General features: G+C 68.8%; 20 protein-coding genes. 14 read left to right on the top strand and 6 right to left on the bottom strand.

Annotated features, from left to right (window positions below; genetic code table 11):
• Positions 1 to 9 precede the first annotated feature (9 nt).
• Positions 10 to 468 carry a universal stress protein gene (locus ACFQVD_RS13445; protein ID WP_343961131.1) on the bottom strand — a complete coding sequence of 153 codons (459 nt, stop codon included), beginning with the start codon at positions 466 to 468 and terminating at the stop codon, positions 10 to 12.
• A gap of 94 nt (positions 469 to 562) precedes the next feature.
• Between ACFQVD_RS13445 and metH the strand changes: the two genes are divergently transcribed.
• From metH to ACFQVD_RS13405, 8 genes are all read left to right on the top strand, one after another.
• On the top strand, positions 563 to 4,027 hold the full coding sequence (gene metH, locus ACFQVD_RS13440) for a methionine synthase (RefSeq protein ID WP_343961133.1): 3,465 nt from the start codon (positions 563 to 565) through the stop codon (positions 4,025 to 4,027).
• Between the two features lie 26 nt (positions 4,028 to 4,053).
• Positions 4,054 to 4,704 (top strand): HAD family hydrolase, encoded by a 651-nt coding sequence (locus tag ACFQVD_RS13435; protein WP_343961135.1) that lies wholly within the window; start codon positions 4,054 to 4,056, stop codon positions 4,702 to 4,704.
• A 203-nt stretch (positions 4,705 to 4,907) separates the two neighbouring features.
• A complete protein-coding gene (locus ACFQVD_RS13430; protein WP_343961137.1) occupies positions 4,908 to 5,453 on the top strand; it encodes a cellulose synthase in 546 nt (181 codons plus the stop codon).
• A gap of 266 nt (positions 5,454 to 5,719) precedes the next feature.
• A complete protein-coding gene (locus ACFQVD_RS13425) occupies positions 5,720 to 6,721 on the top strand; it encodes an ABC transporter permease (RefSeq protein ID WP_343961139.1) in 1,002 nt (333 codons plus the stop codon).
• 45 nt (positions 6,722 to 6,766) lie between these two features.
• Positions 6,767 to 8,530 carry an ABC transporter substrate-binding protein gene (locus ACFQVD_RS13420; protein WP_343961141.1) on the top strand — a complete coding sequence of 588 codons (1,764 nt, stop codon included), beginning with the start codon at positions 6,767 to 6,769 and terminating at the stop codon, positions 8,528 to 8,530.
• A 77-nt stretch (positions 8,531 to 8,607) separates the two neighbouring features.
• Positions 8,608 to 9,621 carry an ABC transporter permease gene (locus tag ACFQVD_RS13415; protein WP_343961143.1) on the top strand — a complete coding sequence of 338 codons (1,014 nt, stop codon included), beginning with the start codon at positions 8,608 to 8,610 and terminating at the stop codon, positions 9,619 to 9,621.
• Entirely contained in the window at positions 9,618 to 10,655 is a 1,038-nt protein-coding gene (locus ACFQVD_RS13410) for an ABC transporter ATP-binding protein (protein ID WP_343961145.1), read from the top strand. Before ACFQVD_RS13415 ends, ACFQVD_RS13410 begins: the two co-directional genes overlap by 4 nt.
• Before the next feature lie 56 nt (positions 10,656 to 10,711).
• Positions 10,712 to 11,728, top strand: a complete 1,017-nt coding sequence (locus ACFQVD_RS13405; protein WP_343961148.1) for an ABC transporter ATP-binding protein — start codon at positions 10,712 to 10,714, stop codon at positions 11,726 to 11,728.
• An 80-nt stretch (positions 11,729 to 11,808) separates the two neighbouring features.
• Here the strand turns inward: ACFQVD_RS13405 and ACFQVD_RS13400 are convergent, their stop codons facing one another.
• The 3 genes from ACFQVD_RS13400 to ACFQVD_RS13390 all read right to left on the bottom strand — a co-directional run bounded on the left by ACFQVD_RS13400 (position 11,809) and on the right by ACFQVD_RS13390 (position 14,877).
• A complete protein-coding gene (locus ACFQVD_RS13400) occupies positions 11,809 to 12,489 on the bottom strand; it encodes a response regulator transcription factor (RefSeq protein ID WP_343961151.1) in 681 nt (226 codons plus the stop codon).
• Complete coding sequence (locus tag ACFQVD_RS13395) at positions 12,489 to 13,691, bottom strand: sensor histidine kinase (RefSeq protein WP_343961153.1); 1,203 nt, start codon at positions 13,689 to 13,691, stop codon at positions 12,489 to 12,491. Before ACFQVD_RS13395 ends, ACFQVD_RS13400 begins: the two co-directional genes overlap by 1 nt.
• A 307-nt stretch (positions 13,692 to 13,998) precedes the next feature.
• Positions 13,999 to 14,877: a RecB family exonuclease gene (locus ACFQVD_RS13390; RefSeq protein ID WP_343961155.1), complete on the bottom strand. Its 879-nt coding sequence runs from the start codon at positions 14,875 to 14,877 to the stop codon at positions 13,999 to 14,001.
• Positions 14,878 to 15,056: 179 nt separating this feature from the next.
• Here ACFQVD_RS13390 and ACFQVD_RS13385 point away from each other — a divergent pair, with 179 nt between their 5' ends.
• The 4 genes from ACFQVD_RS13385 to ACFQVD_RS13370 all read left to right on the top strand — a co-directional run bounded on the left by ACFQVD_RS13385 (position 15,057) and on the right by ACFQVD_RS13370 (position 19,720).
• Entirely contained in the window at positions 15,057 to 16,145 is a 1,089-nt protein-coding gene (locus ACFQVD_RS13385; protein ID WP_343961221.1) for a site-2 protease family protein, read from the top strand.
• A 158-nt stretch (positions 16,146 to 16,303) separates the two neighbouring features.
• On the top strand, positions 16,304 to 17,839 hold the full coding sequence (locus ACFQVD_RS13380; RefSeq protein ID WP_343961157.1) for a hypothetical protein: 1,536 nt from the start codon (positions 16,304 to 16,306) through the stop codon (positions 17,837 to 17,839).
• Positions 17,840 to 17,852: 13 nt separating this feature from the next.
• Positions 17,853 to 18,290, top strand: coding sequence for a hypothetical protein (locus ACFQVD_RS13375; protein WP_343961159.1), 438 nt, complete (start codon positions 17,853 to 17,855; stop codon positions 18,288 to 18,290).
• Positions 18,287 to 19,720: an FHA domain-containing protein gene (locus ACFQVD_RS13370; RefSeq protein WP_343961161.1), complete on the top strand. Its 1,434-nt coding sequence runs from the start codon at positions 18,287 to 18,289 to the stop codon at positions 19,718 to 19,720. The genes ACFQVD_RS13375 and ACFQVD_RS13370 overlap by 4 nt, the downstream gene beginning before the upstream one ends.
• A gap of 74 nt (positions 19,721 to 19,794) precedes the next feature.
• Here the strand turns inward: ACFQVD_RS13370 and ACFQVD_RS13365 are convergent, their stop codons facing one another.
• Positions 19,795 to 21,786 carry a cation:proton antiporter gene (locus tag ACFQVD_RS13365; protein ID WP_343961163.1) on the bottom strand — a complete coding sequence of 664 codons (1,992 nt, stop codon included), beginning with the start codon at positions 21,784 to 21,786 and terminating at the stop codon, positions 19,795 to 19,797.
• Between the two features lie 119 nt (positions 21,787 to 21,905).
• Between ACFQVD_RS13365 and ACFQVD_RS13360 the strand changes: the two genes are divergently transcribed.
• On the top strand, positions 21,906 to 22,694 hold the full coding sequence (locus ACFQVD_RS13360) for a serine/threonine-protein kinase (RefSeq protein ID WP_343961165.1): 789 nt from the start codon (positions 21,906 to 21,908) through the stop codon (positions 22,692 to 22,694).
• A gap of 78 nt (positions 22,695 to 22,772) precedes the next feature.
• On the opposite strand, the gene ACFQVD_RS13355 is transcribed toward ACFQVD_RS13360, so the two are convergent.
• The gene (locus tag ACFQVD_RS13355) at positions 22,773 to 23,372 is read right to left on the bottom strand and encodes a TetR/AcrR family transcriptional regulator (RefSeq protein ID WP_343961167.1); all 600 of its coding nucleotides are present in this window, start codon (positions 23,370 to 23,372) and stop codon (positions 22,773 to 22,775) included.
• An 84-nt stretch (positions 23,373 to 23,456) separates the two neighbouring features.
• Here ACFQVD_RS13355 and ACFQVD_RS13350 point away from each other — a divergent pair, with 84 nt between their 5' ends.
• Positions 23,457 to 24,371, top strand: coding sequence for a carbohydrate kinase family protein (locus ACFQVD_RS13350; RefSeq protein WP_343961169.1), 915 nt, complete (start codon positions 23,457 to 23,459; stop codon positions 24,369 to 24,371).
• Positions 24,372 to 24,389 lie beyond the last annotated feature (18 nt).

The following is a 24,389-nucleotide window of genomic DNA, read 5'->3' as shown; positions in this document are numbered from 1 at the left end:
GCCTTCACGTCACCTTCCGGATGTGGTGTGGACGATCAGGACGTCGCAGCCCGCGCGCTGGGACACGCCGGACGGCACCGAGCCGAGCAGCCGCCCCGCCAGGCTGTTGAGTCCCCGGTTGCCGACGACCACGAGATCGGCCCCGCGCCTGCCTGCGAGCGAGACCAGCACGTCCACCGCGTCGCCCTCCTCGGCGGCCAGTTCGATCGCCCGGGCGCCCGCGGCGACCGCGCGCTCCCGGGCGGCGCGCAGGGCGTCGTCCGCCGGGGTGGAGCCGGTCACCTTGTAGGAGAGGTCGCCGAGGACGTCGGCGGCGGCGTTGCGGTCGCGTTCGCGCATGGGGGAGTAGGCGCAGGCCAGGATCAGGTCGGCGCCGGTGGCCGCGGCGAGGGAGGCGGCCGAGGAGACCGCGCCGAGGGAGGAGGCGGAGCCGTCGGTGCCGACAAGGATGGTGCGGTAGGTCGCCATCGGTACCTCACAGGGGTGACCGTATTAATTGGACAAGAAGTTCAATTGCTGTCGACAACAATAACGGCCATGTGGATCCCAGTACTCTTGTCTCATGACAAGCACCCCGTCTTTCCGTGAAGTCCTGGCCGAGCGCGTAATGGTCGCCGACGGGGCCATGGGGACGATGCTGCAGGCCCACGACGTCACCATGGACGACTTCCAGGGTCACGAGGGCTGCAACGAGGTGCTCAATGTCACCCGCCCCGACATCGTCCGTGCCGTGCACGAGGCCTACTTCGAGGTGGGGGTCGACTGTGTCGAGACCAACACCTTCGGGGCCAACCTTTCGGCTCTCGGTGAATACGACATCTCCGAGCGGGTCTTCGAGTACTCGGAGGCCGGTGCCCGCGTCGCCCGGCAGGCGGCCGACGCCTGGTCCACCCCCGAGCGGCCGCGTTTCGTGCTCGGCTCCATCGGCCCCGGCACCAAGCTCCCGACTCTCGGGCACAAGCCGTACGCCGTGCTGCGCGACGCCTACTACGACAACGCCGCGGGGCTGGTCGGCGGTGGCGCCGACGCCCTGATCATCGAGACCTCCCAGGACCTGCTCCAGGTCAAGGCGGCGGTGATCGGCGCACGCCGGGCCATCGCCGACGCCGGCCGGGACGTGCCGATCATCGCCCAGGTGACCATCGAGACCAACGGCGCGATGCTGCTGGGCTCGGAGATCGGCGCGGCACTGACCGCGATCGAGCCGCTCGGCGTCGACGTGATCGGCCTGAACTGCGCGACCGGTCCGGCCGAGATGAGCGAGCACCTCCGCTACCTGGCCCGCCACGCCCGGGTCCGCCTCTCGTGTATGCCCAACGCCGGACTGCCCGTGCTGACCTCCGATGGCGCCTACTACCCGCTGACCCCCGAGGAGCTGGCCTCGGCGCACGAGAACTTCACCCGCGACTACGGCCTCTCCCTCGTCGGCGGCTGCTGCGGCACCACGCCCGAGCACTTGCGCCGGGTCGTCGAGAGGGTACGCGGGCTCCAGACGGCCTCGCGCCGGCCCCGCCCCGAGGCCGGCGCCGCCTCCCTCTACCAGAGCGTCCCCTTCCGCCAGGACATCTCGTACATGGCCATCGGCGAGCGCACCAACGCCGTCGGTTCCAAGGCCTTCCGGGAGGCGATGCTCGCCCAGGACTGGGAGGAGTGCGTGGAGATCGCGCGGGCGCAGGCCCGCGACGGCGCGCACATGCTCGACCTCTGCGTCGACTACGTGGGGCGCGACGGCGTGGCCGACATGAAGGAGCTGGCCTTCCGCTTCGCCACCGCCTCCACGCTGCCGATCGTCCTCGACTCCACCGAGCCCGCCGTGCTGGAGGCCGGGCTGCAGATGCTCGGCGGGCGCGCGGTCGTCAACTCGGTCAACTACGAGGAGGGCGACGGCGTCGAGTCGCGCTTCCACCGGAACATGAAGCTGGTCCGCGAGTACGGCGCGGCCGTGGTGGCCCTGACCATCGACGAGGAGGGCCAGGCGCGCACCGCCGACTGGAAGGTCCGGATCGCGCTGCGCCTCATCGAGGACCTGACCACGAAGTGGGGCATGAACGTCGAGGACATCCTCGTCGACGTGCTCACCTTCCCCATCGCCACCGGCCAGGAGGAGACCAGGCGCGACGCGCTGGAGTCGATCGAGGCGATCAAGGAGATCAAGCGACACCACCCCGGGGTGCAGACGGTCCTGGGCTTGTCGAACGTGTCGTTCGGTCTCAACCCCGCTGCCCGCATCGTGCTCAACTCGGTCTTCCTCAACGAGTGCGTCAACGCCGGCCTCGACGCGGCGATCGTGCACGCCTCCAAGATCCTGCCGATGGCGCGCATCCCCGAGGAGCAGCGCCAGGTCGCCCTGGACATGGTCTACGACCGGCGCAGGGAGGGGTACGACCCGCTGCAGCGGTTCATGGAGCTGTTCGAGGGCGTCGACGCCGCGGCTCTCAAAGCGAGCAAGGCCGAGGAACTCGCCGCGCTGCCGCTGTGGGAGCGGCTCAAGCGCCGGATCGTCGACGGCGAGCGCAAGGGCCTGGAGGCCGACCTCGACGAGGCCCTCGCCCAGCGCCCCGCCCTGGAGATCGTCAACGACGTGCTGCTCGACGGCATGAAGACCGTCGGCGAGCTGTTCGGCTCCGGCCAGATGCAGCTGCCGTTCGTGCTCCAGTCGGCCGAGGTGATGAAGACCTCGGTCGCCTACCTGGAGCCGCACATGGACCGGGTCGAGGGTGAGACCAAGGGCCGCATCGTGCTCGCCACGGTCAAGGGCGACGTGCACGACATCGGTAAGAACCTGGTCGACATCATCCTCTCCAACAACGGCTACGAGGTCGTCAACCTCGGCATCAAGCAGCCGGTGTCGGTCATCCTGGAGGCCGCGGAGGAGAAGAGGGCCGACGTCATCGGCATGTCCGGGCTGCTGGTGAAGTCCACGGTCGTCATGAAGGAGAACCTGGAGGAGATGAACTCCAGGGGCATCTCCGACAGGTTCCCCGTGTTGCTCGGCGGGGCCGCGCTGACCCGTGCCTACGTCGAGCAGGACCTCGCGGAACTGTTCCAGGGTGAGGTCCGCTATGCCCGCGACGCCTTCGAGGGACTGCGCCTGATGGACGCCTTCATGGCGGTCAAGCGCGGGGAGAAGGGCGCGAGCCTGCCACCGCTGCGCGAGCGCCGGGTCAAGACCGGGGCCACGCTGGTCAGAACGCCGACGGAGGAGCTGCCGGCCCGCTCCGACGTGGCCGTCGGCAACGCGGTGCCGACGGCGCCCTTCCTCGGCGAGCGCGTCATCAAGGGCGTACCGCTCGCGGAGTACGCCGCGTTCCTTGACGAGCGGGCGACGTTCATGGGGCAGTGGGGTCTCAAGGCCGCCCGAGGCGGTGACGGGCCCTCCTACGAGGAGCTGGTCGAGACCGAGGGCAGGCCGCGCCTGCGGATGTGGCTGGAGCGGATGCAGACCGAGGGCCTGCTGGAGGCGGCGGTCGTCTACGGCTACTTCCCGTGCGTCAGCGACGGCGACTCGCTGATCATCCTGGACGAGGGGGGCAACGAGCGCACCCGGTTCACCTTCCCGCGCCAGCGCCGCGACCGGCACCTGTGCCTGTCCGACTTCTTCCGCTCCAAGGACTCCGGCGAGGTCGACGTCGTCGCCTTCCAGGTCGCGACGATGGGCAACCGGGTCTCCGAGGCGGCGGCCGAGCTGTTCGCCAAGGACGCCTACCGCGACTACCTGGAGCTGCACGGCCTGTCGGTGCAGCTGACCGAGGCCCTGGCCGAGTACTGGCACGCGCGGGTGCGCACCGAACTGGGCATCGGCGGTGACGAGTCCCTGGAGGACATGCTCAAGGTCAACGTCATGGGCTGCCGCTACTCCTTCGGCTACCCGGCCTGTCCCAACCTGGAGGATCAGGTCCAGCTGATGGGTTTGCTCGACCCCTCCAGGATCGGTGTCGAACTGTCCGAGGAGTTCCAGCTCCACCCCGAGCAGTCGACGTCCGCGCTGATCGTCCATCACCCTGAGGCCAACTACTTCAACGTGTGACCGTCTGCCGGAAGGGCTACAAGGGTATGGAAGCGGTTCTCTTCGACATGGACGGGCTTCTCGTCGACAGCGAGAAGATCTGGTTTCAGGTCGAGACCGAGGTGATGGAGCGGCTCGGCGGCGAGTGGGGGGTCGCCCACCAGGAGAACATGGTGGGCGGCTCGATGTCGGTGGCCGCGGCGTACATGCTCCAGGTCTCCGGCGGCAGCGCCGCCCCCGAGGAGGTGGAGAACTGGATGATGGAAGGCATGATCTCCAGGCTCGCCGGTGGTGTGGAGATGATGCCGGGCGCCGCCGAACTACTGGCGGGGGTGCACGGGGAGGGCTTGGCCGCCGCCCTGGTCACCTCCTCGGCGCGGCCGATCGCCGAGGCGTGCCTGCGGAGCATCGGCAGGCACCACTTCGACCACGTGGTCACCGGTGACGACGTCGCGAGGACCAAGCCCGATCCCGAGCCCTACCTGACGGCGGCCCGCCTGCTGGGCGTGGACCCGGCCCGCTGTGTCGCGCTGGAGGATTCCCCGAACGGGGTGACATCGGCTACCTCGGCGGGCTGCCGGGTGGTGGCGGTGCCGAGCGTGCTGCCGATTCCCGGCGCGCCCGGCCGTCTTGTCGTCGGGTCGCTGCACGAGATCGATGTGGAGATCCTGCGCTCACTGTCCGCAGCTTCTCTCTGAGCGGCCCTGTCATCCGGCGGACGGCATGACAGATGCCGGTACGTTCCTTTCGTGAGAGTACGTGGTGGGGGATCCTCCCTGATCTTTCATACGATCCTGACCGTATCCCCCTAGGGGGTGATCCCTCCTTGAGAAGGAGGGCCCGTCCCGATCCGACGTGCCAGGATGGATGTCGGATAGGTCAACATGAGGGGCGGTCCACTGTGTCGTTCAATCAGATCGCGTGGTTGCCGCTCTGCGCCGGGGTCACCGGCGTGGGGCTGGTGCTGAGTTTCCTGCTGATGCGGCGCCGTGGCGTCGCGGCGGGACTGCGTGCCGCGGCCTGGTCACTGCTACCCGTCGCCGCCTTCCTGACCGGTGCGCTTCCCACCCTGTGGCAGATCGGCACGGCGATCATCGGTTTCCTCACAGGTCTGGTGTTCAACCCCGTGGTGTGGTCCGGGGTGGCGGTGACCGGACTCGCCGTGCTGCTCTTCCTGGTCTCCGGGTTCATGCGTGGCCGCCGCCTCAGGGCCGCCGCATCCTCGGCACCCCCGGTGTCCGCTGCGCCCACCGCGCCCGCTGTGGCAGCCGCTGGCCCTGGCGGGCGGGACGGGGCCGCGACGGCCGCCACGCAGCCGTTGCCCAAGCGCAAGGCCGCGCCCGCGCCCGCCTCCGGGGCAGCCGCGGCCAGGCCCGCCGCGAAGCCGGCCGCCGACGACGACTTCTCCGATATCGAGGACATCCTCAAGCGTCGCGGGATCGGGTGACGCTGGGTAATCGACTCATTCCCGTGTCACGAATCCAAGACAGAAGCGGAACGGCTTCCGGACATTAGCTCCAAGATCAGAACGAATGAATTTCACGTGAATCACAGTTAAGCCACATAGCGCCCCAGAGGGCTGGTCAGCGCAGTTCAGCCCATAGATTCTGCGCACGGGGCCACGAACTACTGGCCCGTAGACTTACGGCGCGCTACCCGACCCGGGAAACGCGTTGACGGACAACGTCGTCTGGGATCCAGGGGGCCAACTGTATGACCGCACCGCTCGACGCCCCCGGTAAGACCACCGAGGTCTCACCGGAGGCAGTGCTCGCGGGAGCGGGCGTGAAGGCGATCCAGGGCCGCTCGCTCGGGCAGATCGCGTGGATGCACCTGAAGCGCGACAAGGTCGCGCTCGTCGGTGCCGGCGTGGTCGTTCTGCTGATCGTCGTTGCGATCTTCGCTCCGCTGATCGTGGGTCTGCTCGGCCATCCGCCGAACGAGTTCCACCAGGAGATGATCGACACCTCCACCATGACGCCCAAGGGCGGCACGGGCATCAGCGGGGAGTTCCTGTTCGGGGTGGAGCCGGTCAACGGTCGTGACCTTTTCAGCAGGGTCATCTACGGAGCGCGGATCTCGCTGCTGATCGCGGTTCTCGCCACCCTGCTCTCGGTGGTCATCGGCACCGTCATGGGGGTCATGGCCGGTTACTTCGGCGGCTGGGTCGACACGCTGATCAGCCGCACGATGGACGTCTTCCTCGCCTTCCCCCTCCTTGTCTTCGCGATGGCCCTGGTCGGTGTCCTCGGCCAGTTCGAGCAGAGCCTCGGGGTGAAGGGCGACGCGCTGCGCATCGGCCTGCTGATCTTCGTGATCGGTTTCTTCAACTGGCCGTACATCGGCAGGATCATTCGCGGTCAGACGCTGTCACTGCGGGAACGTGAATTCGTCGACGCGGCCCGCAGCCTGGGTGCCCGCGGACCGTACATCCTGTTCCGTGAGATCCTGCCGAATCTGATCGCGCCGATCCTCATCTACGCGACGTTGCTCATTCCGACGAATGTCCTGTTCGAGGCGGCGCTCTCGTTCCTGGGAGTCGGTATCCAGGCGCCCACGGCGACCTGGGGGGGCATGCTCTCGCAGGCGGTGAAGTTCTACAACGTGCCGCATTTCATGTTCTTCCCCGGTATGGCGATTTTCATCACGGTGCTGGCCTTCAATCTCTTCGGCGACGGGCTGCGCGATGCCCTCGACCCGAAATCGTCCCGCTGACCCTCAACCTCCCGTTCTCCTGGAATTAACAAGGGGTGCAAGTAAATGAACAAGAGATCCGCACTGGCCTTCGCGGCCGCGGGTGCCGCTCTCTCTCTGGGGCTCTCCGCCTGTGGCGGCGGCGGCAGCGAGACGAAGCCGGCCGATGGTTCGTCGGCCGCGCCGGCGGCCGCGGACGCGTTCAACGCCGGACTCGAGGCGGTGTTCAACCCTTCTGACAAGAAGGGGGGCGTCCTGAAGATGGCGATCTCCGAGGACTGGGACTCGATCGACCCCGGTGACACCTACTACGCCCTCTCCTGGAACCTTGTCAGGATCTACGGTCGTTCGCTGGTGACCTACACCCCGGCCCCCGGCGCCGAGGGCCGCAAGCTCTCTCCCGACCTGGCCGAGAGCCTGGGCGAGTCCAGCGACGGCGGCAAGACCTGGACCTACAAGCTCCGCGCCGGCCTGAAGTTCGAGGACGGCACCCCGATCACGTCCAAGGACGTCAAGTACGCGGTCCTGCGCTCCATGGACAAGACGACGCTGGTCAACGGCCCGACGTACTTCAACGACTGGCTGGACCTGCCGAAGGACTTCAAGAGCGTCTACAAGACCCCGGACGTCAACACCGACTCCGCGATCGAGACGCCGGACGACCAGACGATCATCTTCCACCTGAAGAAGGCCTACGGCGGCTTCGACAACTTCGCGGCCCTGCCCGGCACGATCCCGGTCCCCAAGGACAAGGACACCGGCGTCAAGTACCGCGAGCACCCGGTCGCCTCCGGTCCCTACAAGTTCGACAAGGTCGAGGCCGGCAAGCAGTACACCCTGGTCCGCAACGAGCACTGGGACCCGGCGACCGACCCGATCCGCAAGGCGCTGCCGGAGAGCTACGAGATCTCCCTCGGCGTCAACGCCGACGACCTGGACAACCGGATCCTCTCCGGCGACCTGCACATCGACCTCGCCGGCTCGGGCGTCCAGCCCGCCGCGCTCGGTCGCGTGCTGGGCGACCCGGCGCTGAAGGCCCGGGCGGACAACCCCACCGGTGCCCGCACCTGGTACACCTCGATCGTCTCCGACGTGGCCCCGCTGGACAACGTGGAGTGCCGCAAGGCGGTCATCTACGGCGCCGACCGGGTGGGTCTGCAGAACGCCTACGGCGGCGAGTTCGCCGGCGGTGACATCGCGACCGGCCTGATGCCGCCGTCGATCGGCGGCTGGAAGAAGCTGGACCTCTACCCGACCGGCACCGGCGACGTGGAGAAGGCCAAGGCCGCACTCGCCGCCTGTGGCAAGCCTGACGGCTTCGAGACCATCATGGCCTACCGCGCCGACCGTCCCAAGGAGAAGGCGACCGCCGAGTCGCTCCAGCAGGCGCTGGCCAAGGTCGGCATCAAGCTGGAGCTCAAGGGTTACCCCACCGGTGACTACTTCGCGCTCTACGCCGGCAAGCCGGACTTCGTGAAGAAGAACGGCATCGGCCTGGCCACCAACGGCTGGGGCGCCGACTGGAACGACGGTTTCGGCTTCATGTCGCAGATCGTCGACAGCCGCACCATCCGTGAGTCGGGTGGTAACTACAACATCAGCATCAAGGACAAGGAAATCGACGCGAAGATCGACCAGATCTTCGCGGAGACCGATGTCGCCAAGCGTGACGCGCTCTGGGGCGAGATCGACCAGAGGGTCATGGAGCAGGCCTACGTGCTGCCCTCGGTCTGGTCCAAGGGCGTCCTCGTCCGTCCCCTGGGTGCGACGAACGTCTTCGTCACCGGTGCGTTCGACATGTACGACTACCTGAACCTGGGCGTCCAGTAACCGTCGGAAATCCTGTTCAGCTAGTCGAGGCTTGAAGGGGCCGGCCCACAAGGCCGGCCCCTGGAGCCGGGGGGACTGTGGTCACTTACATCATCCGGCGCCTGATCGGCGCGGTGCTCATGCTCGTCATCGTGAGCATGGTCACGTTCTCGATCTTCTTCGTGGTTCCCCGTATCGCGGGCGCCACGGCTGAGGACTTCGCCAGCCGTTACATGGGCAGATCCGCCAATGCGGAGATGATCGCGGTCACGGCGGAAAAACTCGGGTTCAACGACCCGATTCCCGTGCAGTACGGCCGCTGGATCTCAGGCGTCTTCGTCGGCTCGGAGTTCGACACCGGCGCCGCCATCGAGAAGTGCCCCGCTCCCTGTTTCGGCTACTCCTTCATCAAGAGGCAGCCGGTCTGGCCCGACCTGGTGGATCGCATCCCGGTGACCCTCTCGCTCGCCTTGGGCGCGTCGGTCATCTGGCTACTCGGCGGTGTCGCGACAGGTGTGCTGTCCGCACTGCGAAAAGGCACGATCTTCGACCGGGCGGCGATGAGCATCGCGCTCGCCGGGGTCTCCCTGCCTATCTTCTTCACCGGTATCGTCTCCCTTGTCATCTTCAGCTACGGGTTGGGCATCACCGCGCCGGGCGGCAGTTTCACGCCGTTCCTGGAGAATCCGGTGGAATGGGCCTACAATCTCCTGCTGCCATGGATCACTCTCGCATTCCTCTATGCCGCCTCCTACGCACGTCTGACCAGGGCGGGAATGCTGGAGACCATGAGCGAGGACTACATTCGCACGGCCAGGGCCAAGGGCATGCAGGAGTCCAGGGTGGTCCTCAAACACGGCCTGCGCGCCGCACTGACCCCCATCCTGACGATCTTCGGCCTGGACCTCGGCCTGCTGCTCGGTGGCGCGGTGCTCACCGAGAGCACGTTCTCGCTGAAGGGCATCGGCGACTACGCCGTTCAGGCCATCGTGACGAACGACCTTCCGAAGATCATGGGTGTCACCATGGTCGCGGCGCTCTTCGTCGTGCTGGCCAGTCTGATCGTCGACCTGCTGTACGCGGTGGTCGACCCGAGGGTGAGGCTGGGATGAGCGCTCCGTCGAGCTTTCTCGAACTGAGGGACCTGCGGATCCACTTTCCGACGGACGACGGTCTGGTCAAGTCCGTCGACGGGCTCTCCTTCCAGTTGGAGCGCGGCAAGACGCTCGGGATCGTGGGCGAGTCCGGATCCGGCAAGAGCGTCACCTCGCTGGGCATCCTCGGCCTGCACAAGGGCGGCCGGGCGAAGATCTCCGGTGAGATCTGGCTGGACGGCGAGGAACTCGTCACCGCCTCCGCGGATCACGTCCGGACATTGCGCGGCAAGAAGATGGCGATGATCTTCCAGGATCCGCTCTCGGCGATGCACCCCTTCTACACGGTGGGCGCGCAGATCGTGGAGGCCTACCGGATCCACAACCAGGTCAGCAAGAAGGTCGCGCGCAAGCACGCCATCGACATGCTGGGCCGGGTGGGCATCCCGCAGCCGGAAAAGCGCGTCGACAGCTATCCGCACGAGTTCTCCGGCGGCATGCGCCAGCGTGCGATGATCGCCATGGCGCTCTCCTGCGACCCGGAACTGCTGATCGCGGACGAGCCGACCACGGCTCTCGACGTGACGGTCCAGGCGCAGATCCTGGACCTGATGCGCGACCTGCAGCGTGACTTCAACGCCGCGCTGATCGTCATCACCCATGACCTGGGTGTCGTCGCGGAGCTGTCGGACGACATCCTGGTGATGTACGGCGGAAAGGGCATCGAGTACGGCACCGCGGAGGACATCTTCGAGCGGCCCGAACATCCCTACACGTGGGGCCTGCTGGGATCGATGCCCCGCCTGGACCGGGAACGGACCGAACGGCTGCTGCCGATCAAGGGCAGTCCTCCCTCGCTGATCAACGTGCCCACCGGGTGTGCCTTCCACCCGCGCTGCGCCTATGCCGACCGCACCGACGGAAGGTCGAGCACCGAGGTGCCCGAGCTGCTCGAGAGCGACGGCGGCCATCTGGTCCGGTGCCACCTGTCCCACGAGGTCAAACGGGACATCTGGGAGAACGAGATCAAAGTGAACCTGGAGCCCTCGTGAGCGAGCGAGCCGACAAGCCTGTTGCTCCGGACGCGCGTTCGACGAACGGAAAGTCTGTGACCGAGCCAATTCTGTCAGTGCAAGGGCTGGAGAAGCACTTCCCCGTCACCAAGGGCCTGCTCAAACGCCAGGTCGGTGCGGTCAAAGCGGTCGACGGGATCAGCTTCGACGTCCTCAAGGGGGAGACCCTCGGCCTGGTGGGCGAGTCCGGCTGTGGCAAGACCACGACGGGTCGCATGATCACCAGGCTCATCGAGCCGACCGGCGGGAAGGTGGTCTTCGAGGGCCACGACATCACTCACATGTCGCAGTCCAAGATCCGGCCACTCCGGCGCGACGTGCAGATCATCTTCCAGGACCCCTACTCCTCGCTCAACCCCCGACACACGGTCGGTGCCATCGTCGGCGCGCCGTTCCGTATCCAGGGGATCAAGACCGAACAGGGGATCAAGAAGGAAGTCCAGGACATCCTCGCCCTGGTCGGTCTCAACCCCGAGCACTACAACCGTTACCCGCACGAGTTCTCCGGTGGCCAGCGCCAGCGCATCGGCATCGCCCGTACGCTCGCGCTCAAGCCCAAGCTCATCGTCGCCGACGAGCCGGTGTCCGCGCTGGACGTGTCGATCCAGGCCCAGGTCGTCAACCTGCTGGAGGACCTGCAGAACGAGCTCGACCTGACCTACGTGGTCATCGCGCACGACCTGTCGGTGGTCCGGCACATCAGCGACCGGGTCGCGGTCATGTATCTCGGCAAGATCGTCGAGCTGGCGGATCGTAAGAACCTGTACGAGTCGCCCATGCACCCCTACACCACCGCGCTGATGTCCGCGGTCCCCATCCCGGACGTCAAGCGGCGTGAGGGGCGCGAGCGCATCCGCCTCCAGGGCGACGTGCCCAGCCCGCTCAACCCGCCGCCCGCCTGCCGCTTCCACACCCGGTGCTGGAAGGCCCAGGAGATCTGCAAGACCGTGGAACCGCCGCTGACAGAGCTGGCGGCGGGCCACCAGGTGGCCTGTCACTTCCCGGAGAACGCCCCCAAGGAGCAGCCGCCTCTGCAGGCCGTCTCGGACTGATCGATCCCCGGCCCGGGCCCGCGCACTCGCCGTGGTGACCGGCCGGTGCGCGGACGGGCCCGTTCGCGCCGGGTATCGGGTCAGGGAGGCGAGCCGGGGGTGATCAGGCCGGTCTCGTAGGCGAGGACGACGGCCTGGACGCGGTCGCGCAGGCTCAGCTTGGTGAGCACGTTGCCGACGTGGGTCTTGACCGTCGTCTCGCTCACCACCAGTTCGGCGGCGATCTCCGCGTTGGACATGCCCTTGGCGATCAGCTTGAGCACCTCCAGCTCACGCTCGGTCAGCCGCTCCAGGCGAGTGGGGGTGGACTGCCGGTGGGCCGGCAGATGTGCGCCGAACCTGTCCAGCAGCCGCCTGGTGATGCTCGGTGCGACGATGGCGTCGCCGGCCGCCACCACCCGGATGGCCTGCACCAGTTCCTCCGGCGGGACGTCCTTCAGCAGGAAGCCGCTGGCTCCGGCACGCAGCGCCTCCACGATGTACTCGTCCAGGTCGAAGGTCGTCAGCACCAGCACCCGGGGTACGTGCGCACCTCCGGCGGCCTCCCGTACGATCCGGCGGGTCGCCTCGATGCCGTCCACGCCCGGCATCCGGATGTCCATCAGCACCACGTCGGGCAGCAGTGCCCGCGACTGGTCCTGCGCGGTCTTGCCGTCCCCCGCCTCGCCGACCACGGTGAGGTCGGGTTCGGCCTCGAGGATCAGGCGGAAACCGGTGCGCAGGAGTGGCTGGTCGTCCACCAGCAGCACTCTGATCGTCATCATGTGTCCTTGAGGGGGAACCGGGCATCAACCTCGAATCCGCCCTCGGGACGTGGGCCGATCCTCAGAAGTCCACCATAGAGGGCAACGCGCTCGCGGATGCCCACCAGGCCGTGACCGGTCACCCTCTCGCTCGGTTCACCCGCTTCCTGGCCGAGGCCGTCGTCGGTGACCCGCACGGCCAGCTCACCTGACTCGTGCCGCACCGTCACCCAGGCTCGTGCCCGCGGCCCCGCGTGCCGCAGGCTGTTGGTCAGGGCCTCCTGCACCAGCCGGTACGCGGCCAGGTCGACCCCGGGCGGCAGCGCCCCCGTGGTCCCGCGCTCGTCCTCGATCCACAGCTGTGTCGGCAGCCCCGCCTCGCGCATCTGGTCGACCAGGGCGGGAATCTCCCGCATCCCCGGCTGCGGACTGCGCTCGGCGGGCGCCGCGTCGGTCCTGAGCACGCCCACGAGGCTGCGCATCTCCGACATCGCGGTCCGGCCCAGCTCCTCGATCGCGGACAGGGCCTCCCGGGCCCCCTCGGGGTTCCCGGCCAGCACCCGGCGTGCCGCGGCTGCCTGGACGGTCATCACGCTCACGTGATGGGCCACCACGTCGTGCAGCTCACGGGCGATGCGGGAGCGCTCCTCGGCCCTGGCCGCCCGGGTGTCGACCTCCCGGATATGCTCCATGCGCCGTGCCCGGTCGTGCAGCTCCGCCTGGTAGGCCCGGCGTAGTCGCACGTTCCGGCCGGCGATCCACAGGGAGACGGCGAAGACGACCATCAGCAGGTGGGTACTCCACTCGCCAAGCCCGCCACCGACCGCCGCGGACAGGAAGTGGCCGGTCAGGGCCAGCGCGGGAGCGCAGAGGCTGACCGCCAGGCCGCGCCGGACGGCGATCGTGTAGACCAGCACCAGGGCGGCGAGCCAGAGCAGGGAGGGGTTCCGTTCCGCCGCGGCCAGCGTGATCTCGATCAGGCAGACCAGACAGAGCAGCAGGAAAGGCCAGTGGCGGCGCAGCGCCACCGACAGGCAACCGGTCACGATCAGTCCGAGGCTCATCGCGTCCGGCCCCCCGAGCCGGGCCGGGTCGCCGAAAACCTGGGAGACGTGGGCGAAGGGAACTGCGGCGGCCGCCAGCGCCCCCCCGAGGAACAGATCAGGGATCAGCGGATGCTCGCGGAACCAGGCCCGCAGGCTACCGATGGTGTTGCGCACACAACCAACTTAGGTGCCCTTCCTGCCCGGCCACCCTGCCACAGGCGGATATCCTCCTCATCCCCACGTAGGACAGTGTTCAATTGCGACGCTGGCGCGTCGCGGTTCGGCCGCTCTTGTCCGGGTCCTTCCCTCGTCGGTCGGGGCCGTTCGTTCCTCACGACCCCGCCCTCCTCGGTCCAGTCCCCGGCGCGGCCTCACGGGTGTCCCTCGGGAGGGAGCAGCGCCGGCGCGTCCCGGCGGGGTCTTCCTGGGGCGGGCCTAGACGTCCTCGCCGTGACGCGCGGTGGCGCGATCGACACAGCCGCTACAGCTCGTCGGTGGCGGCCCTTGAGGTCTTGGCGGGGCGGCGGTTGCTGCGGACGGTGTCGCCGGGCTGGCGCTCGGGCACCGGCGGGGGAGTGCCGCCGAACTCCGGGCACAGGTCCTTGTAGCTGCACCAGCCGCACAGTCTGCTGGGCCTGGCACGCCACTCACCCGTCTCCAGCGCCCGCTCGATGGCCTGCCACAGGGCCTGGACCTTCCTCTCGGTGGCCAGCAGGTCGGCCTCGTCGGGTGCGTAGCGCAGGACCTCGCCGCCACCTCCCAGATACATCAGCTGGAGCAGGCGGGGCACCGAGCCGCGCAGCCGCCACAGCACCAGCGCGTAGAACTTCATCTGGAACAGCGCCTTGGCCTCGAAGGCGGGCCCCGGGGCGCTGCCGGTCTTGTAGTCGACGACGCGGACCTCGCCGCCGGGTGCCACGTCCAGCCTGTCGATGTAGCCCCGCAGCATCAGGCCGCTGCCGAGCACCGCCTCCACGTAGAGTTCCCGTTCGGCGGGCTCCAGGCAGGTGGGGTCCTCAAGGGCGAAGTAACTTTCCAGCATGACGCGGGCCTGGGCCAGCCACTCGGCGCGGTCGTCGTCACCGGTGAACATGTCGGCATACGAAGGATCCTCCTGTTGCAGCCGGTGCCACTGTGGCTCCAGCAGGTCCTGGGCCGCGGCGACCGTACGACCGGGGGCGGGCAGGTCGTACAGCCGTTCCAGCACGGAATGGACCATCGTGCCGCGCACGGCGGCCGGCGACGGAGGTTCGGGGAGCCTGTCGACCACCCGGAAACGGTAGAGCAGCGGGCACGTCATGAAGTCACCCGCCCGCGACGGCGACAGGGCTCCGATGATCGTGGGCTCGGTCAGCGACATGACCGCACTGTAGGTCACAGTGACGACAGTTTGTGCCCGAGGTGCCCTCGTGGCGTCTGCCAGTGGGCCGGCGGCGCGTACCATCGAGGCTTGAGGGTGGATTGAACACGGGTTGAACGAGGAGTGGTGAGCCAGCGGTGAGCAGCGACAGCCCACGCCGGGACAGTTCAGGGCTGCGGATGGGCCGGCCGTTCGGCATTCCGGTCTACGTCTCGCCGACCTGGCTCATCGTGGCGGCGTTCATCACCTACTCGTTCCAGGGTGTGGTGGCCTTCTGGCTGCCCGAGTTGAGCGTCCCGATCACGTACGTCGTCGCGTTCGTCTTCGCGGTGCTGCTCTACGTCTCGGTGCTCCTGCACGAGCTGGCGCACTGCGTGGTCGCCAGGATGTACGGCCTGCCGGTCCGGCGCATCACGCTCTACCTGCTCGGCGGCGTCTCGGAGATCGAACGCGAGCCGGAGACGCCCGGCAGGGAGTTCATGGTGGCCTTCGCGGGCCCCCTGCTCTCGCTCGGCCTGGCCGCGCTCGGTTTCGCCGCCTCCCGGATCATCGACCCCGGCACGATCCCCGGCGTCCTGGTCTTCCAGCTCTGGTTCGCCAACCTGATCGTCGGTGTCTTCAACATGCTGCCGGGGTTGCCGCTCGACGGGGGGCGTATGCTCCGCGCGGGCGTCTGGAAAATCACCCGCAAGCCCGGTACGGGCACGGTCGCCGCGGCCTGGGCGGGCCGGGGGCTGGCCGTGGCCCTGGTCGCGATCCCCATCGGGCTGGCGCTGGCGACCGGGTCGGCGCCGGACATGACGTTCGCCTGGTCGGTGCTGCTGGCCGCCTTCATCTGGTTCGGTGCCACCCAGGCGCTGCGCGGCGCCCGGGTGCGCGCCCGCATCCCCAATGTCAACGCCCGTGCCCTGGCCAGGAGGGCCATCGCGGTCACCGGTGACGTGCCGCTGGCCGAGGCCCTGCGCCGGGCGGCGGAGGCACAGGCGGGGGCGATGGTGGTCGTCGACCACGAGGGTCACCCCACGGGCATCGTCAACGAGGTCGCGGTGGAGGCCACCCCGGAGAGCCGCCGCCCCTGGGTGACGACGGGCTCGCTCTCGCGCAGCCTCGAACCGTCGCTGGTACTGGCCGCAGACCTGGAGGGGGAGCCGTTGATCGACGCCATGCGCGAGTCCCCGGCGGGTGAGTATCTCCTGGTGGAGCGCGGTGGCGAGATCTTCGGCGTGCTCGCGACGTCTGACGTGAATCGAGTGTTCAGCGGAGTTTAAGCGAACCACATGTCACTTGCAGGCGTCTCACTGAATACTCGCCGAAGACGGGACGGCCAGGGAGAATCATCCCTGTTTGTCCTACTCGTTTTCGGCTCGTACCAGGACTAGGGTTTTGGCTAGTGAACTGGCTGGCCATGTAGCTTAAGGGACGTCAATTGGCACCCCCCCACACGCCGGCTCCGGCCGGCGATCTGACGCCGGATCTTCTCGGCGCGTCCGAGTGGACCGACCAGATGGTCGCCGCCGCGGGCATACCCATGTACGACATCCCGTTCCTCACGGTCGGTGGCGGCATGGGCTCCTTCGTGACGCTCGACTATCTGAGGATTTACGGCGTCCCCACCTCGCAGATGCGGGTGGTCTCCAATATCGACCACCCATGGCAGACCTACGAGTTCCTCACCAGGTGCTCGCAGATCCCCCGTGGGGAGCGGATCCGCTCCGACTCCTCCTCCCGCCCGGACAATCTGTGGGGGTTCCCCTCCTACGCCCTGGAAGAGGCGTGGAAGGAGAAGAAACCGTCGTACCTGTGGCAGATCCTCACCGAGCCGCTCCTGAACGACTACTGGACCCCGCGCGCGGGCACGGTCTTCGAGAACCTGGAGCGTGAGGCCAAACGCATCAACTACTGGGACATGCTGGTCAAGGGGCAGGTGCGGATGGTCCGCCGCCGGGCCGGGGGCGGCTACTTCACGGTGGTCACCCCGCCGGACGGCGCGGCGGCGACCAAGCGCATCATCTTCCGTTCGCGCTTCGTGCACATCGCGATCGGCTACCCGGGCCTGAAGTTCCTGCCCGACCTGCAGGAGTTCCGGACCAAGCACGGTGACTACCAGCACGTCGTCAACGCCTACGAGCCGCACGAGCAGGTCTACGAGTTCCTGAAGACCAGGCCGGGCACCGTGGTCATTCGCGGCGGCGGCATCGTCGCCTCCCGGGTGCTCCAGCGGCTGTTCGACGACCGGGAGCGGTACGGCCTGCAGACCCAGATCATCCACATCTTCCGCACGTTCGTCAGCGGCTCCCACGGTCCGCACATCTGGTCACGCCGCAAGGGCGGGGACGGCTGGGCCTACCAGGGCTTCAACTACCCCAAGTCGGTGTGGGGCGGTCAGCTCAAGGCGCAGATGCGCAAGCTCGAGGGTGCCGACCGGGCGAAGAAGTACAAGCAGATGGGCGGCACCAACACCCCCTACCGGCGGCGCTGGCAGGAGCAGATGCGTGCGGGGCGCAGTGGCGGCTACTACCACCCCGTGCAGGGCACCGTCGACCGTGTGGAGCACGGCCAGGACGGGCGGCTGGTCAGCTACGTGCGCAGCAGCGACGGCATCGTCCGCGAGCCGGTCTCCGACTACATCATCGACTGCACCGGCCTGGAGGCCGACATCGCCGAGCATCGGATCTTCGCGGACCTGCTCCAGCACGGCGGGGCGTTCCGCAATCCGGTGGGCAGGCTCGAGGTGGAGCGCCACTTCGAGGTGAAGGGGACGGCCAACGGTGACGGCGCCCTCTACGCCTCGGGATCGGCCACGCTCGGAGGTTACTTCCCGGGCGTCGACACCTTCCTCGGCCTGCAGATCGCGGCTCAGGAGATAGCCGACGACCTGGCAAGGCGAGGGTTCGTCAAGAAGATGGGACCGCTGCGCTCGACCTCGCAGTGGTTCAAGTGGGCCTTCAACTCGTCGGTGTAAGGAGTAGTCCCCCGTGGTTCCGACTCTGTGGGGCCGTATTCAGACGCGCCTCTTCATGCTCGCCACCGTTGGCGCGATCATCACCCTGCTGATCGTGCCGGTGCTTCCCGGCTCCTCCGGGCCGCTCTCCGAGCGCTACCTCAACGGTTTTCTGGTCCTCGCGGCGGTAGGCGTGCTGGGGATCGTCTGGGAGCTGATATATCACTTCCTGATGCAGTTCAGATGGGAGAAGGACTGGCCGACCCTCTTCGGGCTGCTGACGCTCGTGCCCGAAGGCCTTGTGCTGTACTTTTTGCTACGGTCCGGTGCAGTCGATGTTATCGATCCGGTCCCGCCGGCCGCCTTCTGGACGCACTTCACCGTCGTCTGGGTATGCATCTGGCTGGTGACGAACGGTCCCATGCGGGTGCCGTTCATCCGGTGGCGTTTCCGGGGAGGGAGAGTTCTGTGACCGACCAGGGCTTCGGAGTGGTGCGTCCGCTTCCGGGCAACGGGCTGGTGGCCTATGTGGGCGGCCTGCTGCTGGTGTGCGACGCGGCCGAGGCCGTCGTTGAGGATCTGCTGGGGGCGCTGCGGGAGACCGCGGCCTCGGGCGGCGACGGCCGGTCGCTGGCCCGCCGTGTCGCCCAGATCCTCGCCGTCGTGATAGGCGAGCCGGTGGCGTGTGCCGTCGCCGGTCCGGTCAACGGGGGAGTGGCCGTCCTGGTCAGCGGTCCGGCATTCGCGGCGGTGACCGGCGCGGCCGGTGAGATCCAGCTCGCCGGGCGCGACGCGCTCACCTGGTCCGACCGCTTGGTTCCCGGCCCGGTGACCCGGGTGGAGCTGAGCCTGCCCGACGCCGGGGCCGCGCACCCGCTGTCCCGGCTGGACGCCGGAGTGATCGTCGCGGGCGGCGTCTGGTGCGACCTGACGGAGGTGGGGGCCGCCCCGCAGGCCATGCCGCGGATGGAGCCCGCCGCGTCACAGGTCCACCAGGCGCCCCGGATGGAGCCCGTGGCTCCCGCGCCCACCCCGATGCCCGCGCCCCCCGAGCGGTCGGCCCCACCGGAGGGCGCCCCGCCGGCGCCCTACCCGCTGGGCCCGGCCGAGCCCTATCCGATGGGACCGGCGGATCCCTATCCGCCGGTCACCGCCCCGCCGCCGATGGAGCCGCAGCCGCAGGCGTGGCACTCCGAGCCGCCTCCCGGGGCCTCACCGCAGGGGCAGATGCCCTCCACCGGACCCGCCCCCGCGATGGTCCACCATGAAGAGGTCCGTCACGAGGACATCGACACGGCCAGGGCCAGCGGGATGGGCGGGGATCCCGTCGACGTCCGCGACCAGCCGTTCGAGTACGAGTTGCTGACGCCCGGCGCGGCCGAGCCGCCGGGGCCCGCGCCGAGCTCCGGGGCCGAACCCGAGGCGCGGCCGCTGGTCTACGGGGTCGACTGCAAGAACGACCACTTCAACGACCCTCGCGTGCCCTACTGTGCGGTCTGCGGTATCGCACTGGTCCAGCGCACCCTCGTTCCCTACAAGGGACCGCGCCCGCCGCTGGGGGTCCTGCTCCTGGACGACGGCCTCACGCTGCGGCTCGACACCGACTATCTGGTGGGCCGCGACCCTGAGCGGGCACCCGAGGTGGCCGACGGCTCTGTGCGTCCGGCCAAGGTCACCAGCCCCGACGGTTCGGTCTCCCGCCGGCATCTGCGGGTGGCGCTGGACGGCTGGGACGTCAACCTGGTCGATCTGGGATCTGTCAACGGCACCCAGATCCAGCCGCCCGGTGACCCCAACTTCTACGACATCCCGCCGAACGAGCCGGTTACCATCATGCCCGGCACCACCGTGCGGATCGGCGTCTCACGCACCATGCGCTACGAGTCACACCGCAACAGCTGAGAACGCCTTCCGGGTGGTTTCCGGGTGGTGCGGCCACGGCCGTACCACCCGGCTCTTTGCCGTGTCGCTCGCGCTCAGAGCCGCGGGGCCGGGGCGCGCAGGGCGGAGACGGCCTCGGCCCAGTCGACCGGGTCGGGATCCTGCTCGGCGCGGACCAGCAGGTGCGCGCCCTCCGGGGCGGTCCCGGTGTCGGCGGCCACGACCAGTGCGTTCCCGGGGATCGCACCCGCGGCGGCCGCGACGCCGAGCTTGGACAGCCGCTGGGCCAGGGCTGAGGCCCGGTTCCCGCCGGTGACGATCAGTGGCCGGTTCCACAGCATCGCGAGGGTGAGCGCCACGTGCGCGGCCGCGTCGTCACCGGAGCCGTAACGTACCGCGACCGGCCCCGGCTCGGAACCGGGCTCGGACTGTTCCGGCACGGGCAAGGACACGGTCACCACGCGGCAGACCGCGCCGTCACGCACGGCGGCATAGCCGGGGACACCGGCGGGCAGCACCAGCAGGTCGGCTCGGGCGCCGGCGGCCAGCTCCGGCGACTCACCTGCCACATCCGCGCTGAACCGGCTCACCACCCTGGTCTCCGAGCCGCGCTCGCGGGCACTGCCGGCCAGCGCCTCCAGATCGTGGAGGGTCTCGGCCAGCTCGGCCAGCTCCGAGGAGAGGCCGCTGCCGACCTCCAGGCGGCCTGCCGGGTAGGGGCGCAGGTGGCCCAGGACCACCTCGGACGGCGATCTGGACAGGGCCAGGGTGGTGGCCAGGCCGACCAACGGGGCCTGCTCGGCGGGTGGATCGGGCACGATCACCAGTATCCGGTGGGCGGCGGTCACGCCGAGGGCGGCACGTTCGGCCTCGGCGATGTCGCGGGCCACCCGCCTGTCGGGGTAGATCCTGCGCACCAGCGGACCGGTCATCGCGGTCGTGACGAGGGCCATGACCACCATCAGCGAGTAGAGCTCGTCGTCGAGCACGCCCTTCTGCAGGCCGACGGTGAGGATGACGATCTCGGTGAGCCCTCGGGTGTTGAGCAGGGAGGCCAGTGCCCAAGACTGCCGGTTGGGCAGCCGCTGGGTCCGCGCGGCGGCGTAGGAGCCGAGCAGCTTGCCGCCGATCGCGACGACCAGGATCGCGGAAAGCGTGCCGAGGCTGGACAGGTCGAGTTCGCGCAGGTTGACGTTGAGTCCCGCCACCACGAAGAACATCGGCAACAGCAGCAGCACGGCGAGCTGTTCCAGCCGCTCCAGGATCTCGTGGTTGAGCCGTTCCGCCCCCTCGCGGGGCATCACCGCGCCGAACACGAACGCGCCGAAGATGAAGTGGACGTGCATCCACTCGGTGGCCCAGGCCGATCCGATCAGGCCGAGGAGCACCAGGGAGAGCAGGCCGGGCGTCAGCCGCCCGGCCTTCTCGTACGCGGGCACCAGCCGAGCCAGCAGGGGCTTGACGACCAGGAACATCACCAGTGCGTACGGCAGGGCGAGCAGGACCTTCCACTGCCCCTCGGACTCTCCGGCCCCCGCGATGCCCACCACCACCGCCAGGACGGTCCAGGCGAGCACGTCGATGACGGCCGCCGAGGCCAGGGCGAGGCCGCCGAGCGTGATCCGCTGCATTCCCCGGTCGGTGAGGACCCGCGCCAGCACCGGGAAGGCGGTGGCGGCCATCGCCGCGCCCATGAACAGCACGAACGGCAGGGTCTTGTCGCCTCCCACGTGCTCACCCGCGATGGCCAGCGCGAGCACGCAGCCCAGGACGAACGGCACCACGGTCGAGCCGAGCGCCACCGTCACCGCGATCCGTCCCTTGCCCCTGACCAGCTTCTGGTCCAGTTCCAGGCCGACGACGAACATGAACAGCACCAGGCCGACGTTGGCCAGGGCCTGTAACGGGGGCCGCATCTCGGAGCCGAACAGTTCGTCGCCGATCAGGGGGCCCAGCAGGGTGGGTCCCAGCAGGATGCCGGCCACGATCTCGCCGATGACCGGAGGTTGGCCGAGCCATCTGGCCAGCGCTCCGAAGAGCCGCGCGGCCGCGAGGACGATGACAAGGTCGAGCAGGAGCAGATCCATGTGCAGCACTTGCGAGCACGCTTTCCGTATGCAAAGAAAAGCCCCGAGAATGGCGAAGGCGACGTTACCGTGTGTGGGATGTCGTCGCGAACGTTGCGCAGGCATGGAGGGAGACCGTTGTGGAAGGCATCGCCGATTACGAGTTCATCCGGTCGCTGGGAGCCGGTAATCACGGTGAGTTCTACTTGGCGAAAAGGCCCGAGCGGTTACCCATCGAGGTGGATCTGGTCGCGGTGAAGGTGGTGGGGGGTACGGGGAAGGACGCCTTCCGCCGGGCCACGAGAGAGTTGAAGGCGTTCGCCGCGGTGCGCTCCCCGTATCTGGTGCGGCTCTACGACGCCGGTCAGCAGGGCGGGGTGTTCTATTACTCGATGGAGTACCTGCCGGACGGCTCGCTGGCGCATCCCGCGGAGCGGCCGTCGCGTGAGCGGGTGCTGCGCTCGATCGCCTGCGTCGCCCACGCGGCGCAGGCACTGCACGAGGAGGGCATCGTCCACCGCGACATCCGCCCCGGCAACGTGCTGCTCGCCGACGACGGGGGCAAGCTCTCCGACCTGGGCCTGTCGCAGGTGCTGACGCCGGGCGTGACGGTGACCGGGATGGGGGACATCGGTTCGGTGGAGTTCACCGACCCCACGCTGCTGCAGGGGGAGACGCCCACCCCCGCGGGCGACGTGTGGTCGCTGGGCGCGACGCTGCACTGGGCGGTGAGCGGCGTCGGGCTTTACGGGGAACTGCCCACCCACGACCCGCTGCTGACCCTGCGAAAGGTGTACAGCACGCCGCCGTCGATCGATCCGGGGTTGGAGCCCGAGCTGTCGGATCTGGTCCAGGCATGCCTCGGTGACGTGGCCAAGCGGCCCACCGCGCGAGGGGTGGCCGACCGGCTTTACACCCTGCTGGCCTGAGCTCCGCCCGCGCCCCGGACCGGGGCCTCGGCTCCCTGAGCGTACCTGCCGGGAGCCGAGCGGGCACGGGGCCGGGCGCTACGCGCCGGTGGGACGCAGGCGGTCCAGTTCGGCGTTGAGCACCCGCTCCAGGCGCGCGGTGCCGAGCCTGTCCGGGTAGAGCAGGCGGTGCACACTCAGCCCGTCGACCAGGGCGAGTAGCCGCTCGGTCACGTCGTCGAGGTCTTCGGTGGTGGAGATCTCCCCACCGGCGACCGCGGCGCCGAGCAGGCTGCGCACCAGGTAGCGCAGTTCCTCGGCCTCGGCGCGTTGCGCCTCCAGCATCGCCGGGCTGGTCATGCTGCGACCCCAGAAGCCGACCTCCAGCCCGCTCTCCCGGGTGCGCTCCTCGTCCAGTGGCAGGTTGTCGAGGAGGAGCTCGCGTAGCGCGGCCAGCCCGGTGAGGCCGGCCAGCTTGCCGCGCAGGCGCTCCACGATGCGCCGGTGCGAGGAGCGCAGCGCCGACAGCATGATGTCGTCCTTGTCGGCGAAGTAGTGGGTCAGCACGCCGTTGGAGTAGCCGGCCTCCTTGGCGATCGCCCTGGTCGTGGCGGCCTCGATGCCCTCGCGCAGGATGATGCGGCGAGCGGCCTCGATGACCTCCTCGCGGCGCTCTCCATGATCGACGATCTTTGGCAACTCGGTTCCCTCCCGAACGGAATCCGTTGACATTGTAGTCGGTCGCCCGTCTATTATCCGCTGAAGACATGAGGAGGACTCGCTATGACCGTCGTAGCCCTCGGGGTGCACATCGTGGACGTGCTCGCCAGGCCGGTGGAGTCGATTCCCGCCGGGCAGGACACCCACCTGCTGGAGCAGATCCGCGTCACGGCCGCGGGTGCCGCGGCCGCGACCGCCGTCGACCTGGCCGCACTCGGTGTCCCGGTGGCCTCGGTGGGGGCGGTCGGCGACGACGAGCTCGGAGACCTGCTCGTCATGATGATGGGGCGGCGCGGCGTCGACGTGACCGGGGTGGTCCGCAGACAGGGAGAGCAGACAGCCGCCTCGATCCTGCCCATCCGCCCGGACGGCGGGCGCCCGTCCTTCCACGTCCCCGGAGCCAACCTGGGCCTAGCGGTCACCGACGTCGGACGCGAGCGGATCCTCGGCGCGCGCGTCGTGCACCTGGGGGGCATGGACGTGACCTGGGGTCTGTACGACCCCGCCTTCTTCGCGCTGCTCGACGAGGCGCGCGCGGCGGGCACGATCATCACAATGGACCTTCTGTCTAATATGCCGGACCTCATGCAGGGGGTTCGGAGCTTTCTCCCGCACGTCGACTACCTTCTGCCCAACGAGGAGCAGGCACTGCTGATGAGCGGTGCGGGCAGTGCGGAGGAGGCCGCGCTGGCCCTGCTGGGGGAGGGGCCCTCGGCGGTCCTGGTCACGCTCGGTGCGGACGGAAGTCTGATCGCCGAGGCGGAGGGCGTCACCCGCGTTCCCGCCCTCGACGTCGAAGTGGTCGACACCACGGGGTGCGGTGACGCCTACTGCGCCGGGTTCATCGCCGGTCTGGTCGACGGCCGCGACGTGGCCGGCGCGGCACGGCTCGGCACCGAGCTGGCCGCCCGCGTCGCGGGAGGCCTGGGGTCGGACGCCGGCCTGGACGGGGCGCGCGCACTACGTGAGGAGAAGTGATCCCGCCGCTCGCGGCCG

It is taken from the genome of Streptosporangium amethystogenes subsp. fukuiense (assembly GCF_042665875.1).
In the GTDB taxonomy this organism is placed as follows: Bacteria; Actinomycetota; Actinomycetes; order Streptosporangiales; family Streptosporangiaceae; genus Streptosporangium; species Streptosporangium fukuiense.
The sequence above is the reverse complement of the archived record's forward strand: the minus strand, read 5'-3'. Positions and strand labels throughout refer to the sequence as shown.